A 15,656-nucleotide genomic window follows, 5' to 3' on the forward strand; every position below is an offset into this window, starting at 1 on the left:
GTCAAAATGTGCTCGACCTCCGCTCCCTGGTGCTTTCCGAGCGCTGGGACGCCGCCATCGACCTCACGCTCGCCCCTCTGCGCGCTCAGGTCCACCGGGCTGCGTGCTCAGGATGAGAGCCAGACCCGGTGACGCGACGGCCCCGTGAGTGCCTGTCGGGCGCGGGCCTGGCCGTGCCTTGTGCCGCCCCGGACGCCAGCACAGGTTGCCGGCATGGAGCTCTTCGGCGTGCGCATTCTCGGCTTCAACCCCGAGACACTGCGCAAGGTGGTGCTGTCGCTGGTCGTGCTCGCCGTGGTGCTGGGTGTGCGCGCGCTGCTGGCGGTGGTGATAGGGCTGGGCACGGGCGTGTCACGCCGCTCCATCTGGCTGCGCAAGTCCATCCGGCTCGTCTTCGGAGGGGTGGGCGCGCTGCTGCTGCTGTCCATTTGGTTCGACAATCCCAACCGCCTGGCCACATTCCTGGGGCTGCTGGCTGGTGGGCTCGCTTTCGCCTCGCAGAACGCGGTGCTGTCGGTGGCCGGATACTTTGTCATCGTCTTTGGTAAGACGTTCGACTTGGGAGACCGCATCCAGATTGGAGACGTGCGGGGAGACGTGTTGGACATCGGGCTGTTGAAGACGACGGTGATGGAGATGGGCGCGCCTGCACTGCTACACCCCGAGCCGCACCACTGGGTGGCGGCCCGCCAGTACACCGGGCGTGTCGTCACCGTCACCAATGCGGAGGTGTTCCGCCAGCCAACCTACAACTACACGCGCAACTTCAACTTCCTGTGGGAGGAGTTGCGGCTTCCGCTGCGCTACGACATGGACATCTCACGCGCTGAGTCCATCATCCTGGCCGCCGTGCGCGAGGCCACCTCCGGCATCATCGAGGAGGGGCACCGAGAACTTGCCAACATGCGCGAGCGCTACCTCATCCATGCAGGTGAACTTGAGCCGCGCGCCTTCCTGCGGCTGACGGACAACTGGGTGGAGTTGAGCGTGCGCTTCCTCGTGAAGACCTACGGAGTGCGTGACGTGAAGGACGTCATCGCCCGGCGAGTGCTGGAGCGGTTCCGTGAGGAGGGGATCGAGCTTGCGTCCGCCACGGTGGAGGTGGTGCGCGTGCCTCGGCTGGAGCTCCGGACCGCAGCGGGGGAGCAGCCGGGGTGGCCCCCCGGCCCCTGACCCCATGACGCGTGGCCTGCGCCGGGATGAAGGCTGCTTCCACGAGCGAACGCAAGTGCGCCCCTGCCTGGGGGGCCAGTCACTCTGCTGCGCGGGGGATGCGAGGACCTTCGCCCGTGTGGGCCAGCGGCTGGAGGGCCGGTCCTTGTCGCCGCGCCAGCCGCGCTTGGCGACCGGCGCTACGTGCCACGCTGGCGCGGGCGGGTTCGGCGTGCCCGTGCGCATCAACGGCCTGCCGAGGTGACGCTGTTCACGCTCCGGCGCGGAGCTCCGCCCCGCGGGGCTCACTCGGGCCGTGACGGCGTCGGACCTGAATGGTCAGTCACGCTGGTCATCAATCCGGTCGGCCACCAGGTGGTTGCGCACCCCCTCCAGTACGCTCGCCACCCCGGGGGGGGCAAGGTCCCAGCCGAGCTGTCGCTCGACCTCCAAGACTGGAAGCGAGCGCACCGCTCCTGTCACCTCGATGTTTGCATCCTCGCTCAGTCGCATGGGCTTCGGACTCTGACTCTTCTGTGGCGCGAGCACTCCGATTTCATCATCGAATACGCCGTCGCTCTCGAGTACGGACGCGCACGCGTCGATTCTTCTGGGCGCTGCGTCAGGGATTCGCTGAACCGCGCCACCGGCACGCGCCGCGAGGCGGTGTTGAGTCGCCGTGCAGCGCCAGAAGACGCTCAGGCTTCGTGCGAGTCCTCGCTATCCGCGCAGGAGCGCGTCCCTCCTCTGGACACCCCCCACTGACGGACGAAACTCGTCGCGTCGAGGTGGGCACCATGAACAGGTCATGCTGCACGGGCCGCCGGGCGGACGCAGGGCCGCCCCCGCGTTGCTCGTCCTGTCCGCCCTCCACTCCCCGTCCTTTCGGGCCATGGCTAGCCTCGAAACGAGTCAGGGAGGCGCGCTCATGACACCGGCCTGGCACTCAGGACTGGGGAAGAGGGAATGGCAGTCTACGCTGACCCCGGCCGTGCCCGCATGAAGCCAGGCTTCGCGCGCTTCGCCGGGCGTATCGGCGCGAGCTGCTGGCTGATTCCCGCCCGCTGCGTGGCGCTGGCGCCAGGCTGCTCCAGGCTTGCCGAACTCATCGACGCACGCCTGTTGCAGGATGAGCGCGCGTGGTACCTCTTCCGCGGGGGGCCGGAGGGCGCGCGCTCGGTGCTGTCTGCGGTGGCCTCGTCTTCTCCGTCACCCTCCAGCAGGCGAGCAACCCATCCTCCCCGCGGGTGCCGCGCACCTTCCCGCGTGACAGGCGGAGTCAGCTCTCCCTGGGCATCTTCATGGGCACCTGGGTCTACGCCATCCTGGGCCTGCGCAGTGTCCGGGGGACGGCGGGAGCGTACGGCGAGGGCTCCATGCAGGTCGCTCGCCGCCTGCGCTTCCTGCTGGAGGAGCATTTGCCGGCGACCGCTCACTTCCGCCACGCTGAACTGGTGCGGCGGTTCGCGTTGCTAGAGGGCAGCGCCGGCCGAGGCTTTTCGGATGCGCGTGAGGCCGCGATGGCTCACCACGCCCGTCCTCAGGGGCACGGCCCGCATGGAGTCATGGCCCCGCGGTCCTTCACCATGGGAGGAGTGGCATGCTTTTCGACAGATGGAGTGATTTGGGCCGGGTGCTGCTCGTGGGCGGCGCGGCCTATGTCGCGCTGGTGCTGATGCTGCGGCTGTCCGGCCCGCGCACCTTGTCCAAGCTCAACGCCTTCGACCTGGTGGTGACGGTGGCGCTGGGGTCCACGCTAGCCACAGTGCTACTTTCCTCGGACGTGTCCCTGGCGGAGGGCTTGCTGGCGTTCGCCGTGCTCATTGGCCTGCAGTTCCTCGTCACCTGGACGTCCGTGCGCTGGCGTGGCTTCAACAAGCTGGTGAAGTCCGAGCCCGTCATGCTCGTGCATCAGGGCCGCCTGCTCCCCCTGGCCATGCGCCGGGCCCGCGTCGTGGAGGACGAGGTGCGCTCCGTGCTGCGAGAACAGGGCGTGGCCCGGCTGGAGGAGGTGGAGGCTGTCGTGTTGGAGACGGACGGGTCCATGTCCGTGATTCGCCAGCACGACGCGCCCTCCGAGACGCTGTCACGGATGCGGGCACCGGACTCCGAGCTGGCGCCCTTTCACTGACCTCAACGGTTCGTCATTGCGAGTCGCTCGCGTCAGGACACGCGTTTTGACGCAGCCTCGATGCACTCATGACGCAGCGACTGAGTTTTGGGTCGGCACAGGAGGGCCAGGTGACGAGGGGCCTCGGTACGGAGATGGCCGCTCCATGTAGCTGGAGTGCGCGAACGGGCCGGCCTCCTTTGTCTCGGAGCGTGCGTTGAATCGGCCTGCCATTTCGAGTTCGGCCCCACCCTGCTCCATCGACTTGTCGATGAAAGTGTCAGGACGCCTGTGTGGACCCAGCCGAACTCGAACGTGAAGAGTCCCACCACGCATTCGATCCGTCCCCGGCGAGGAGGGGGCCTCCGGCGATGAGCGCCTCCGCGATGCGGGCGGCGGGGGCTGAGTCCAGATGGCTTTCGCTCAGACTCCAGGACACAAGAGGGCGCTCGAAGCGGATGGGGGCGCAGGCACAGCACCGCGTGTTGAGCCGCAGGCGGGAGGCATCTTCGCCCAGCACAGTCCCGCGGCTCGCGTGAAACGGCGTGCACCCGAGGGCGCTGTGGCGACGAGATGGCTCCATGCCGCGGAGAAGGGGCTGCCTCCGTGTTCCACCAGATTGCCTTGAGGATGCGGCGACGTAGGTCCTCGGAAATCGGTCGGGTCGTCCCCGGAGCAGCTCACGCCCGGAGGGTTGGCTCAACCGAGCCCCGCCGTCGGGCGGCGCTCCCTGCGTGTATCGTCGGTGAGTTGCGGCGACTTCCCAGTCGAGCGCTGCAGCACCGCCGCGAAGAAGGCGTCAGTGCCATGCAGGTGGGGCGTGACGACGAGGAAGTCATCGCGAATGCACTTGTCGGAGACCCAGCCCTCGCCGGGGCGCAGGCGTTGGAAATCAGGGCGCGAGGTCAGGAAGGCAGTCACGACATCCTGGTTCTCGGCACGATTGACGGTGCAGGTGGCATAGACCAGCTGGCCTCCTGGGCGGAGCAGGGCCGCGGCCTGGTGGAGGAGCCCGAGCTGGAGCGGTGGGAATCGCGTGAGGACCTCGGCGGTGGCGCGGAAGCGTTGATCCGGCCCCCGGCGAAGAGGCCCGAGCTCGGAGCAGGGGGCGTCCACGAGCACGCGGTCGGCGTCGAGGCCCGGGGAGGGTGGCGCTCTGAGGACCTGGACGCGCGTCAGCCCCGCTCGGGAGACACGCTGGAGGAGCCGGTCCAGCCGCTCGGGGTCCGGGTCATGGGCGAGGAGCCGACCGGAGTCGCGCATCTGTGCACCGAGCAGGAGCGTCTTGCCTCCAGCCCCCGCGCACAGGTCGAGGACCGTCTCTCCGGGGCGGGCATCCAGGAGGAGTCCCAGGAGCTGACTGCCCTCGTCCTGGACCTCGAATCGGCCCTCTCGGAGGGAAGGCAGCGCATAGAGGTTGGGACGGGGCCCGTCGACATGGAGGGCAAGCGGGCTCCAGGCGCCAGGCCGGGTGAGGAGGCCCTCGGCGCGCAAGCGGATGGCCAGGTCTTCCCGGGAGTCGCGGAGCGGATTCACACGCAGGGTGATGGGGCCTGGGACGTTGAGGTGGGCGCAGAAGTCCTCTGCCTCCGGGCCTAGCTCCCGTGCGAAGTGGTCGGCGAGCCAATCCGGAAGGGAGTGCCGGAGGGCGAGCGAAGGGGGCTGGGCCGGATTCAGCGGCGGAAGCTGGTCGGGCTCGATTCCTGCCAGGGCGGCTGCCTCGGACGCTGGGAGCCGGGCGAGGCCCTGGAGGAATGCGAAGAGCAGGCTCGACGGGGGCGCGTCGGGGTGGCCCAGGAGGAAGTCGAGGCGGCGGCGCCAGAGTGCGACGTTGTAGATGACCTCCTTGAGCGCCTGTCGCTGGGGGCTGGAGAGGGTGCGGTGGGTCCGGAGCGTGCGGTCCACGACGCGCTCGGCCGGAGAGCCAGCGAGCACGAGGGCGAGGGCCTCCGTGGAAATCGAGGCAAGCCCCGCCAGCGCGGACCAGGGTTGGATCTGGAGCCGGGAGAGCGGATCAAACGGGACTGTTGACAGGGGCGGCTCCGTTCTCTAGAAAGCGCGTCATCGCTGCGGCGCGGTTACCACGGCGAGGACATATTCCCTGATAGCTCAGCCGGTAGAGCGGGTGACTGTTAATCACTAGGTCCGTGGTTCGAGTCCACGTCAGGGAGCCATTTTCGAGTCGGCGCAATGCGGCCGACCCAACGTTGAACGGAACCCCGAGCGGCGCGAGCTTCTCGGGGTTCTGCATTTCTGGCGGAACGGCGCGGGGATGCGCGACGTGATCGAGGGAGCGCGACGTTCTCCGTCTTGCGCGAGGAGAACGCGGGAGGCGGCGTCGAGGTGGTCGCGGGCGTCGCGGAGAGCGTTCTCGGCGGGCTCTTCTCCGGGAGAATCGGGCTCGCGATGCGCGGGGCGTTTTACTCAGCGACCGGTGGGTGAACGCAGCGCCTGCGCGACGTCTACCACTGAACCTTCCACATCCCGCCACCGGTGCACGACCCGCAGTGCTGCAGGCTCTTCCACTCGCGATGGTCGCCCAGCAGTCGCGCCAGGCCCTTCTTGGCCTTGTCGGCTTTCGCCGCGCCCTGCCACGCGGTGTGCCCGCAGTCAGCCACACGCACGAGGACGTCGTACGCCGGCTTCGAGTGCGTCTTCTTGTAGAAGCGCACCTCGCCGGGCGTCGGCGGCTGATCGGCCTCGTCCTCCTCCGGTGCGTCAGGTTCGACCTCGGCAGCCTCGGCGGTGGCCTTCGCCTGCCCGAGCTGGAAGATCAGGGCTTGCCTGTCGGCCTCGAGCCGCTGCACTTCATCCCGGAGTTGATCGAGTTCGGTATCGCGAGCCGCGAGTTCGTGCCGGAGCTTGTCGTTGTCGGCGGCGTAGGAGTCGGCGATGTCCTTGAACTCCGCGAGCGAGCTTGCCTTCGCCTTGAGGTCTTCGAGCGCACTCGCCTTCGCCTGCAACGCGGCGTACTCCGAACGCGCCGCCGCCCCCCGAATCTCGTCGATCTCGCTGGGCCGCACGACGCTCGCTGCTGACGCCCGCATGACGATCGTACGCACCTGCCGTCGGATTCGCTCGAGGGCGATCCTCGGGTCGGCGTCGATGCTCTGAAGCCGGGTCGCAGTCCAAAGCTGATGGCGGAAGGGATCGTCGTTGCCGGCCAGGCGAGGCCAGTAGATCCGAACAGCTCCCCCGTAGGTGGAGAGGGGCTTGCGGAGCACGTCCGTGAGTGCCCACGAGGCGTCCTCGTCGATGCTGTAGACGTTGGCGACGCCGGCTAGGTCATGTGCCAGCTTCTCGTCGAGCTTCGGCAACGCAGTCGTGCCGAGCACGCGTGACACGACGACGAACGGGATCGTGCGCTCCTCGTTCTGGATCTCGAGTGCGAGTGCCTCCCCAGCGTCGAAGCCATCCACCTGCGAAAGGCCGCGCAAGCGTGACGCTCCGTGAAACCACCCGCCCGGTTGAGCAAGAAGATCGCGAACGACCTTCGGGCATTTGGGGTCGACCTCGATGCGCGTGATCGAGGTCGCCACGGACCCGACCTCCATCGTGACGAAGACGACGACGTTCTTGTGGCCGACCGTCACGGAGACCGACGTGACGAACTTGCGCCCCTCCGGGGTGACCTCGGAGAGCTCGAACATCCTCCACGAGCGCTCGCCATCGACGACCGTCGTGACCTGGTAGCTGGCGTCGCTACCGTCGACTGCAGCGTAGGTGCCGGTGCCGTCGACGGACGAAGCCCCCTTGCTCTTGAGCCACGCCTCGATGACCGCCCGTAAGCGATCACCCTCGGCCTTCCTGGCGTCTGGCCACTGAAGATCCTCGGTGCGCTCCAGAATGTACGCGGCGACCTTCTGCATGGTTGCTCCTCGGCCAGCGACCGATGGCTGGCCATGATACCGGCATGGACGCCTGCATCACAGTCAGCCGAGCATCCCCTCGATCGCCTTGCGGATCATCGCCGTCCGGCTCTTGAAGCCGAGCCGGCGCCACGCCTGGTCGAGGGCCGCGACCTCGGCGGCGGTCATTCGAAGCGGCAGGACTTTCACGTCGCACGTGCCCCCGCTCCGACGCTCGATCGGCCCGACGCGGACGCGGCCCTTCTGGGCCTGCCTCAGCTTCCACACCAGGTACGCCGAGTCCGAGGACCGGGTCTCGCGGCCGACCACCTCGCGGTACATCGCCTGGAGCTCGGCGACGGAGAGCTTGGTCAGCTTGCCCTTCGGGCTCGCCTCCGTCGTCGTGGTGGCCGGTGTCGTCGGCTCCGCGTTCGTCTGCTGCTCGCGGGCCTCGAGCGCCTCGCGGATCCGGCGCTGCAAGAAGGTCTTGTTCGGCGAGCGCGTCGGCTCGCCGACGATCTCAGCGAAGCGCGCCTGCAGCTCGCGGAGGCGCAGCTTGGAGAGGGACTCGAGGGTGCGGCGGGTGGTGTTGGTCATCTCGGGCTCCCTCGTGGTGGTGCCCGGTGCCGCCGCCGGACCGCCCGGCGTGGTCACCGGGCGGGTCTGAGTCAGCAGGTCTTCGTGAGGTGGCGGAAGCACGCGAGGTCGATTGCGCGCGGGTCGCTGGCGACGAAGCTCCAACGCTGCTCGCGCTCGAGCCAGGGTTGGACCTCGATGCGGTCGCCGGCGGTGACGCCGCCGGCGCGCTCGATCTCGTCGTCGTCACGGAGGACGGCGCCGTCGCGGTCGGGATCGTGGTCCGACGCGGCGGCGCCCTTCATCACGCCGACGACGCGCACACGGTGCCCGCGCAGGTACTGGTGCTCGTCGCCGTCGTACGTGGTGATGGTTCCGATGGTCTTCGCCATGTTCATCCTCCGGTGCGGGATCGCCCGCGCGTGTCCGATACAGGCTTCGGTTCCCGCGACCATCAAGGCGTATCTGCGAGGTCGGCGAAGGTCGCGCTCCCGCTGCGGGCTGGCCTTGCTTTCATGGCGGAAGGAGTCCGTCATGCCCGCATGGCTGCGTACGTCGAGTCGGTCCGTCGCGCGCCGCGCACGCTGACGGAGCGCGAACAGAAGGCACTCCTGCGCGTGACGGGAGAGCACCGCGCGGGCTGGCGGGACCACGTCCTCTTCGCGATGGCGCTCGGTACGGGGCTTCGCGCGCACGAGCTCGTCGCGCTCGACGTCGGCGATGTGTTCGACGACGCCGGGCGCGTGCGGCGCCGCCTCGCGCTGCGCGTGTTCAAAGGTGACGGCCGTGGCGACGACGATGGCCAGGAGGCTCTGCTCCCCGAGGGGCTACGCGCCAAGCTCGCGAAGCTCCGCGCATGGAAGGCCGGCGAGGGCGAGAGCCTCGACCGCGCCGCCCCGCTCTTCGTGAGCCAGCGAGGCACGCGCCTCTCGACCCGGCAGCTCCGGCACGCCTTCGGCGTGTGGCAGGAGCGCGCGGGCTTCGAGCGGCACGTGAGCCTGCACGCGCTTCGCCACACGGCGTGCAGCTCGGTCTACGCGCTGTCGAAGGACATCCGGCTGGCCCAGCGCTTTGCCCGCCACCGCAGCGTCGTCACCACGATGACCTACACGCACCCGAGCGACGACGACCTCGCGCGCGCCGTCGAGCAGCTCCGCTGCTGACGCCGGAGGCCGGTCCGGGAGCTACTTGCAGGTCGAAAGTGCCCAGGGCGCTCGTCGCGACCGCTGTTTCTGGACGCTCACTTCGCCGCGCGGGTCCTGGTCACTTCTCCGAAACGCCCTCTATCGGAAGGGGCCCCGGGCACTCTTCCCGGCGCGCGCGGCGCCACGAAGATTGACCCTCCCCCCCGGGGGCCGCCGTCGTCGCGCGGCGCCGGCCGATCGTCGCTCGTCGCCACGGCCTACGCTCGGAAAGCGGCCATCGTCCTCGGCCTGTTCGCGCTCCGTCACGCGCGCCAAGTCCGCGAGAACGCGCGCCGGCGCACGCCGAAGATGGCCGCTTTCAACCGGAAGCGGCGGTGTCGGTGTCGCGATCATCGCCGTCGTCGAGCGCCACCTCGTCATCCGCGTCGACGTCGTCCTCGATGTGACCGTGCAGTTCGGCAGAGCCGTTCGCGAAGGCGGTGGCCGGGGGCTCCGCGAGCAGCGCGCGTTCACGCGACGCGGGCTCTCGGTCGCGATGAACGACGCCTCCGGCGTGCGGACCTTCCTCCCTCTCGCGCCGCTGCGCCTCGGCGTAGCGGCGGGACAGCTCGTCGAGTGACGGCATGCCTCGCACCTCCTGCCGCGAGTCGGGGCCGCCCTGCAGGAACTCGCGCAGCCGCACCATGATGTTGAGGTCGGCGACGCTGTCCACGCGCACACGCCCTTCCTCGAGCGCCTTGCCGAACTCCTCGAGGAAACGATCGATGATCGCGAGGATGCGCTCCTTCGCCTCGGCCAGCGCCGTCCCGCGCCGCGCGATGACCTTCTCGTCGGTGACCCTGCGGATCTTCTCCGAGGCCGCCTCACGACGGCGCAGGCAGTTGTGCCTCGACGAGTACGCCGCGACGAGGCTGTGGCTGATGCCGAAGCGCTTGGCGAGCTCGCGGTATGACGGGTACTCGGTCACCGGACCGCGCTCGGCGTCGACGCGCATCTCACCCATGACGAGCAGCGTGTCGAGCTGGTGGTAGTCGACGCGCTGCGGGTCGGCCTTGCGAGGGCGTCCCAGCTTCTTCGCCGGCTGTTCGGTGTTTGCCTGGGTGGTGTCGGTCATCGTCGTGCGCTCCTTCGCTGCGTGGGCAAAGCCATGAAGTGCGCGTTCGAGGGGACGATCTCGTCCATCCACACGCGAGCCGCGAAGTAGTCCCACGCGCGCTCGCTCCACACGTACAGCGCACGCGTGCCGTGAAGCCCCTCCGACTCGACGAGGATCTCCGCTCGCATCGGCGGCTCGACCGCGCCCTCGTCCTCGTCTCGCTCGGACGCGCGCACGAGGTCGGCGATGTACGACGCGAAGCGAAACAGCTCACCGGGGAAGACGGCGAGTTCGAGCGACCACCGCGGCGGGCTGCCCGGCTCGTCGCCCTCCTCGATGAGGCCGCTCTCGCGGGCGACCCCTGCCGCGACGGCGTCCACCTCGCTGACGAGGCCGACCACGACCTTGTTGACGAGCACGCGCACGAGGAGCGGGTGATGCGGCGATTCCTCGGACTGGCAGAAGAAGGGCTCGCAGGTGACGTGCTCCACGCGACCGTTCTTCGCGCGCCAGCAGAGGCTGGCCCGCGAGATGCGTGCGGTCGGCCGCTGCAGTCGAATGGCGAGCACCGCGAGGAACGCGCGGAACAGGACCGCCGTGTACCGCTCGGGGCCGGAGGTGTTCGGCGGCGTCGAAACCTGCGGCGGATCCTCGAGCCACTCGGCGGCGCGCTCTGCGAGCTTTCTCGTCAACGGGTTCATGCGCGCTGGCTCCGAGCCGAGAGGTGCGGTTCGACTGCCGTCCACGCCGCTTCGCTGACCACCACGTCCCAGGTGAGCGGGTCGCCCAGGGTGAAGACCGTCGGCACGGGCGCGGCGATGACGAGCGAGGCGTCGTTCTCCTCGTGCGCGCGCACCAGGCTGCCCAGGAACGGCGCGAAGCCGAGCAGCTCGTCGAGCGTCACGAACGCCTCGAGCGCCCACGTCGTTCCGGGCCAGAGCTCCCCCTCGACGAGCAGCCCACGCCGACGCGCGACGTTGGCGACGTCATCGACGGGTCCCTTGTTGATGGCCACGCGCAGCACGAGGCGTCTCGGGTTGCCGCGGGTCGGCTTCGCGAAGAGCTCGAGGCGCGCCCACTCGATGCTGCCGTCCTTCGCGCGCCAGCAGAGGAACGAGGCGCCGTCGCCGAGCGCGGTGATGCGCTGAAGCTCGAACGAGAGCACGTCGAGGAACAGCCCTCGGAGCTTCACGACCGTCGGGTGCCACGTGACCGCACCGAGGTCGGCGTTCGCCGTTGGCGCGGCGTTGGTCGGGATCGTGTCGGTCATCGTCGTGCGCTCCTTCGCTGCTCGTGCAAAGCCTCGGCGGACACCTCGGACGGGACAAAGCGTCCGCGGTGGGGGCCACAGCGAATCAGCATCGACGGCGACACGCCCACGCGTAGGGTCGCGTCACGCAGCACCAGCGCCCTGCGGCGATCTCGTAGGCCGAAGGTCACGCGGTCACGCAGGGCGACGATGGTCTCCGGCCTGTATCCGGCACCTTGGTGCAAGAGCCGCCTCAGCTCCCGCTCGTACACTCGCGTGAGGCCAAGGTCGCGCAAGAGCGGCAGCGCCGTCGCGACGTGAAAGGCCATCACGTCTTCGCTGGGACGGGCCCACTCTCGACCCTGTCGGAGGATTCCGCAGTCGGCCGCTTGCACGAGCGCTCCCAGCACGTGCGTCAGCTTGATCCTCGAAGGCACGAACGCCCGCGCCGCCCTCCTGGCCGTGCGAATGAGCGTCAACGCGGTCGTTCGCGAGAACGTCCCGGCACGCACCATGCGGCCGAGCTGCTTCTCGAGCTCGACGAGCCGCTCCTCGTCGTCCTGGTCCAGATCGAAGGGCCTGCAGTGGTGGGGGAGGTCGGGGTCGTCGCGAAGCTCCTCCTCGATGAACCGCTGCCGGCGCATGTTCGTGGCGTCTCGCGGGTCGTCGTCGATCTCGTTGCCGTCGTCGGTCATGCCGAGGGCAAAGCCGGCGCGCCATCGTTCAGGGGACCGGTGGGCCATGACCGCGTGGGCCGTCGCCCCACGACGTCCCGAAGATTCGCTTGCGAGTTCGGGTGGATGCGTTGTCTTGCGAGGTCTGGACGGCTCGCGGAGGGGTAGCTCCAGACTCGCGCACGCGAACTTTCCTCTTCACACCGCGCCAGCGCTTGCGCGTACGCGCTCTCGGAAAGAGGAATTTCGCTCCTGAGTAGACCTGCCTTTCCCAAGCCGTCCAGAGAGAGCCTCATTCTTAGAAGATTGATTCTCCTCGGAGAATCCTTGGACAAGGCAGCTGGCAGCGGACCAGCGGGAAGTGGCCGCATGGTCCGCGCCCAGCGCCCGCTGTGAAGGGCCCGGGCGAGGCCGTCCCCGGCCAGCGGTGTCCGGCCCCTTTGCGTGGACACGCGGCGAGCCCGCCGTGAAGGAGACACGCCATGACCATCGAGCTGCCTGAGCGTCATCCGTCACCCCCGCTCCACCCCTGCACCGAGCCCAACTCCGAGACCTTCGAGAAGCTCCGGCGCACGAGGCTCCTGCTCATGAACCTCGTGCGGGAAGGCGTCCTCCATCGCAGCGAGTACGCGCGCCTGATGCGACGCACTCTGATTGACCACTTCGTGGTCGAAGGAGCCCGTCATGGCAGCCAGTTCGCGGGCGCGCGCGACGTGTTGATCCAGCTCCTTGACCTCGTCGATCGCGGCGCCTTCGTTAAGGGCGTCGACCTCGTCGACTGGAACCAGCTCCCCGGCTGCATCGCCATCTCGACGCGCGCGGTGTACGAGGCGTTCGGCAAGGGGCGGAGCATCGGCGACGCCGCTCTGCGCGAGGCGCTGCGCGCGGTGCAGGCCGATCATCCTCAGACCGTCGTCGGCCTCAGCGAGAAGGTGCTCTTCCGCTCCAAGCACGACCGCCGCCGCGCGATCGTTCTCCACCTCGGGAACGCGCGCCTCTTCGCCGCGGGTGGCGATCCAACGCCGCAGGACCCGCTGGTCACCAAGCTCGAAGACGAGCTGATCGGCGATCGTGAACAGGACGGACCCGCCTCGGGCGCATGACAAGCGCGGGTTGGTACGCACCGCGTGTCCCCTGTTCACCGGGCGCGGTGCCTTTGCGTCCGGCATGACCAGCACGGAGCACGGCCGCCGCCTCGATGTCGCGGCAACCGTCCTCGCGCGCGGCGTGCGCCGTGTGCTCGGCGTCGACCTCGCGCGCGAACACGGCGCTGTTGAACACGAGAACGACGCCTTGCCTGTTCGCGCGACCGAAGCCGTCATGGGCGCGGCCTCGAACCAGGAGAAGACCACCCGATGAACGACACGCCCGCCGACCCGCTGATCCGCGAGATCCTCGCCCTGCGTGAGCTGCCCGTCTCTGCGCTGCGCGAGCGCTACCTCGCCGTCTTCGGCGAGGAGAGCACCAGCCGAAACAAGGACTACCTCTTCAAGCGCATCGCCTACCGGATGCAGGAGCAGCGCTACGGCGGCCTCTCGCCGAGGGCCAAGGCTCGCGCCTCTGAGCTCGCGGACAAGGCGCCCGTGCGACGACGTCCGCCGCGGAACGTGGCGAGCGTGAGCATCGTCGAGGCGAGCGCCCGCGACCCGCGCCTACCGGACGTGGGCACCGTGCTGCGCCGCGAGTTCCGCGGCGAGGTCCACGAGGTGCGCGTGCTGACCGAGGGCTTCGAGTACCGCGGCGAACGCTTCGCGAGCCTCTCGACGCTCGCCACCAAGATCGCAGGCTCGCGCTGGAACGGCTTCTTGTTCTTCAAGGTCGGCGCGAAGGGGGCAGCATGAGCTCGGCGCTCGTGAAGGAGCCGAAAGTCGTCCGCTGCGCGATCTACACGCGCAAGTCGACGACCGAGGGGCTCGACTCCGACTTCAGCACGCTGGACGCCCAGCGCGAGGCGGCCGAGCACTTCATCAAGAGCCAGGCCGCCCAGGGCTGGAAGGCGCTACCCACGCGGTACGACGACGGCGGCTTCACCGGCGGCAACCTCGAGCGCCCCGCGCTGACGCGGCTCATGGACGATATCGCGCGCGGCGAGGTCGACACGGTGGTCGTCTACAAGGTCGACCGCCTCAGCCGCTCGCTGCTCGACTTCGCGCGCCTCGTCGAGCGCTTCGAGAAGCGCCGCGTCGCCTTCGTGAGCATCACGCAGCATTTCGACACCTCGACGTCGATGGGCCGGCTCGTGCTCCATATCCTGCTCTCGTTCGCGCAGTTCGAGCGGGAGCTGATCAGCGAGCGCACCCGCGACAAGATCGCCGCCGCCAAGCGCCGGGGGAAGTGGACCGGCGGCCCACTGGTGCTCGGTTATCGCGTCGACCGCCGGCGCCGCGCGCTCGAGGTCGTGCCCGAGGAGGCCGCCGTCGTGAAGCTCGCCTTCGAGCTCTACGAGCGCACCCTGTCGATGGCGCTCACGGCGCAGCGGCTCAACGCGCGCGGGCTCACTCTGCGGACGCGCGTGGCCGAGGACGGCACCACGCGAGGGCGCCCGTTCAACAAGAACGCCGTCCACCGGCTGCTCCGCAACCCGCTCTACATCGGCAAGGTGCGCCACAACGACGACCTGTTCCTCGGCGAGCACGAGCCCATCATCCACCCGGACGTCTTCGAGCGCGTGCAGCGCACCCTCGACCTGCGCGCGGCAGGATCCGGCACGCGACGCCCGCGACGGAGCGAGTCGCTGCTGACGGGGCTGCTTCGCTGTCTGCCCTGCGACGCGGCGATGAGCACCAGCCACGCCTACAACGACAAGAAGCAGCGCTACCGCTACTACCGCTGCCGCGCCTCGCAGGAGGGACTGCGCTGCCCCACGGGTCTGCTCAACGCCAACGACGTCGAGGCCGCCGTCGTCGCGCAGGTGAAGGCGCTGGCGAAGAGCGGCGCGCTGCGCGATCGCATCCTCGCGACGCTCGCCGAGGGCGACGAGGGCGAGGCCGAGCTCGTCGCGACGAAGGAACGGCTCGAGGCTCGGATCACCGAGCTCGGCGCCGAGGCCAAGCGCCTGCTCGGCGCGTTCAGCAGCGTCGACGTGGGCGGACGCCTCCTCGCCGAGCGCCTCGGGGAGCTCGAACGCGAGACCGACAAGCACCGCGCCGGGGTCGCGGACCTCGAGCGGCGTCTGCGCGCCTGCGCGGCGCTCCGCACCGAGGGCGAGCACGTCGCCAAGCTGCTCGATGCCTTCGACGAGGTCTGGGAGGCGCTCGTGCCCGAGGAGCGCCGCGAGGTGCTGCGCGCCCTCATCAAGCGCGTCGGCGTCGACCCCGAGAGCGGCACGTTGCGGGTCACGTTTCACGAGCCCGCGACGCTGCCCAACCCGCAGCCGACGACGGAGGCCACGCCGTGACCGAGGTCGTCATCGCCTTCAAGGGCGGCCGCGCATGGCGCCAGCACCAGCAGGCCGCGAAGCGAGCCCCGACGCGCCGCTACCCTGCGCGCATCGCCCGGCAGCTCGCCCTCGCGCACTCCCTTCGCCGCCGCCTCGAGCGCGGCGAGTTCGCCGACTTCGCCGACATGGCTCGGCAGCTCGGCTTCACGCGCGCCCGCGTCACCCAGCTCATGGACCTGCTCCTCCTCGCGCCCGAGGTGCAGGAGGAGATCCTCTTCCTCGAGCTGCCCCCGGGCGCCCAGCCGGTGAGCGAGCGCGGCCTCCGGGAGGCCGTGCTCGGGACGATCGACTGGCAGGAGCAGCGGCGGCGGTGGGAGGGGCTGAAGGCCGCCGCGACGCTGCTCTAACGCGAAAGCGTCGCCCTGCT

18 protein-coding genes and 1 tRNA gene are annotated in these 15,656 nt (G+C 69.3%); 10 read left to right on the forward strand and 9 right to left on the reverse strand.

Going from position 1 to position 15,656, the window contains the following annotated elements; translation table 11 throughout:
- Nucleotides 1–213 precede the first annotated feature (213 nt).
- Nucleotides 214–1,173, forward strand: a complete 960-nt coding sequence (locus FL311_RS20350) for a mechanosensitive ion channel family protein (RefSeq protein WP_141327264.1) — start codon at nt 214–216, stop codon at nt 1,171–1,173.
- A 318-nt stretch (nt 1,174–1,491) separates the two neighbouring features.
- On the opposite strand, the gene FL311_RS20355 is transcribed toward FL311_RS20350, so the two are convergent.
- Nucleotides 1,492–1,665 (reverse strand): hypothetical protein, encoded by a 174-nt coding sequence (locus FL311_RS20355; protein WP_153882695.1) that lies wholly within the window; start codon nt 1,663–1,665, stop codon nt 1,492–1,494.
- A 734-nt stretch (nt 1,666–2,399) separates the two neighbouring features.
- Between FL311_RS20355 and FL311_RS20360 the strand changes: the two genes are divergently transcribed.
- Both FL311_RS20360 and FL311_RS20365 read left to right on the forward strand, forming a co-directional pair.
- Nucleotides 2,400–2,828, forward strand: a complete 429-nt coding sequence (locus tag FL311_RS20360) for a DUF2254 domain-containing protein (protein WP_255510353.1) — start codon at nt 2,400–2,402, stop codon at nt 2,826–2,828.
- Nucleotides 2,753–3,283: a DUF421 domain-containing protein gene (locus tag FL311_RS20365; protein ID WP_141327266.1), complete on the forward strand. Its 531-nt coding sequence runs from the start codon at nt 2,753–2,755 to the stop codon at nt 3,281–3,283. The genes FL311_RS20360 and FL311_RS20365 overlap by 76 nt, the downstream gene beginning before the upstream one ends.
- Before the next feature lie 678 nt (nt 3,284–3,961).
- Here the strand turns inward: FL311_RS20365 and FL311_RS20370 are convergent.
- Nucleotides 3,962–5,221 carry an RsmB/NOP family class I SAM-dependent RNA methyltransferase gene (locus FL311_RS20370; RefSeq protein WP_141327268.1) on the reverse strand — a complete coding sequence of 420 codons (1,260 nt, stop codon included), beginning with the start codon at nt 5,219–5,221 and terminating at the stop codon, nt 3,962–3,964.
- 139 nt (nt 5,222–5,360) lie between these two features.
- On the opposite strand from FL311_RS20370, the gene FL311_RS20375 reads away from it, so the two are divergent.
- Nucleotides 5,361–5,436: transfer RNA gene (locus tag FL311_RS20375), tRNA-Asn, on the forward strand.
- Between the two features lie 288 nt (nt 5,437–5,724).
- On the opposite strand, the gene FL311_RS20380 is transcribed toward FL311_RS20375, so the two are convergent.
- The 3 genes from FL311_RS20380 to FL311_RS20390 form a co-directional block, all read right to left on the reverse strand.
- On the reverse strand, nt 5,725–7,131 hold the full coding sequence (locus tag FL311_RS20380; protein WP_141327270.1) for a hypothetical protein: 1,407 nt from the start codon (nt 7,129–7,131) through the stop codon (nt 5,725–5,727).
- Between the two features lie 63 nt (nt 7,132–7,194).
- Nucleotides 7,195–7,707: a hypothetical protein gene (locus FL311_RS20385; RefSeq protein WP_141327272.1), complete on the reverse strand. Its 513-nt coding sequence runs from the start codon at nt 7,705–7,707 to the stop codon at nt 7,195–7,197.
- A gap of 71 nt (nt 7,708–7,778) precedes the next feature.
- The gene (locus FL311_RS20390) at nt 7,779–8,078 is read right to left on the reverse strand and encodes a hypothetical protein (protein WP_141327274.1); all 300 of its coding nucleotides are present in this window, start codon (nt 8,076–8,078) and stop codon (nt 7,779–7,781) included.
- Between the two features lie 150 nt (nt 8,079–8,228).
- Between FL311_RS20390 and FL311_RS20395 the strand changes: the two genes are divergently transcribed.
- Nucleotides 8,229–8,849 carry a tyrosine-type recombinase/integrase gene (locus FL311_RS20395; protein WP_141327275.1) on the forward strand — a complete coding sequence of 207 codons (621 nt, stop codon included), beginning with the start codon at nt 8,229–8,231 and terminating at the stop codon, nt 8,847–8,849.
- A gap of 340 nt (nt 8,850–9,189) precedes the next feature.
- On the opposite strand, the gene FL311_RS20400 is transcribed toward FL311_RS20395, so the two are convergent.
- Genes FL311_RS20400 through FL311_RS20415 form a run of 4 tightly spaced genes read right to left on the reverse strand, consistent with a single transcriptional unit; the run spans nt 9,190 to nt 11,871 of the window.
- A complete protein-coding gene (locus tag FL311_RS20400; protein WP_141327277.1) occupies nt 9,190–9,945 on the reverse strand; it encodes a hypothetical protein in 756 nt (251 codons plus the stop codon).
- Complete coding sequence (locus FL311_RS20405) at nt 9,942–10,628, reverse strand: hypothetical protein (protein WP_141327279.1); 687 nt, start codon at nt 10,626–10,628, stop codon at nt 9,942–9,944. Before FL311_RS20405 ends, FL311_RS20400 begins: the two co-directional genes overlap by 4 nt.
- Complete coding sequence (locus FL311_RS20410) at nt 10,625–11,197, reverse strand: hypothetical protein (RefSeq protein ID WP_141327280.1); 573 nt, start codon at nt 11,195–11,197, stop codon at nt 10,625–10,627. Before FL311_RS20410 ends, FL311_RS20405 begins: the two co-directional genes overlap by 4 nt.
- Nucleotides 11,194–11,871 carry a hypothetical protein gene (locus FL311_RS20415; RefSeq protein WP_141327282.1) on the reverse strand — a complete coding sequence of 226 codons (678 nt, stop codon included), beginning with the start codon at nt 11,869–11,871 and terminating at the stop codon, nt 11,194–11,196. Before FL311_RS20415 ends, FL311_RS20410 begins: the two co-directional genes overlap by 4 nt.
- Nucleotides 11,872–12,332: 461 nt before the next feature.
- Here FL311_RS20415 and FL311_RS20420 point away from each other — a divergent pair, with 461 nt between their 5' ends.
- From FL311_RS20420 to FL311_RS20440, 5 genes are all read left to right on the forward strand, one after another.
- Entirely contained in the window at nt 12,333–12,953 is a 621-nt protein-coding gene (locus FL311_RS20420; RefSeq protein WP_141327284.1) for a hypothetical protein, read from the forward strand.
- Between the two features lie 64 nt (nt 12,954–13,017).
- Nucleotides 13,018–13,209 (forward strand): hypothetical protein, encoded by a 192-nt coding sequence (locus FL311_RS20425; protein ID WP_141327286.1) that lies wholly within the window; start codon nt 13,018–13,020, stop codon nt 13,207–13,209.
- Nucleotides 13,206–13,691 carry a DUF2924 domain-containing protein gene (locus FL311_RS20430; protein ID WP_141327288.1) on the forward strand — a complete coding sequence of 162 codons (486 nt, stop codon included), beginning with the start codon at nt 13,206–13,208 and terminating at the stop codon, nt 13,689–13,691. Before FL311_RS20425 ends, FL311_RS20430 begins: the two co-directional genes overlap by 4 nt.
- Nucleotides 13,688–15,247, forward strand: a complete 1,560-nt coding sequence (locus FL311_RS20435; RefSeq protein WP_141327290.1) for a recombinase family protein — start codon at nt 13,688–13,690, stop codon at nt 15,245–15,247. Before FL311_RS20430 ends, FL311_RS20435 begins: the two co-directional genes overlap by 4 nt.
- On the forward strand, nt 15,244–15,636 hold the full coding sequence (locus tag FL311_RS20440) for a hypothetical protein (protein ID WP_141327292.1): 393 nt from the start codon (nt 15,244–15,246) through the stop codon (nt 15,634–15,636). The genes FL311_RS20435 and FL311_RS20440 overlap by 4 nt, the downstream gene beginning before the upstream one ends.
- The last annotated feature ends 20 nt before the right edge of the window (nt 15,637–15,656 follow it).

It is taken from the genome of Myxococcus sp. AB025B (assembly GCF_006518215.1).
Taxonomy (GTDB): domain Bacteria; phylum Myxococcota; class Myxococcia; order Myxococcales; family Myxococcaceae; genus Myxococcus; species Myxococcus fulvus.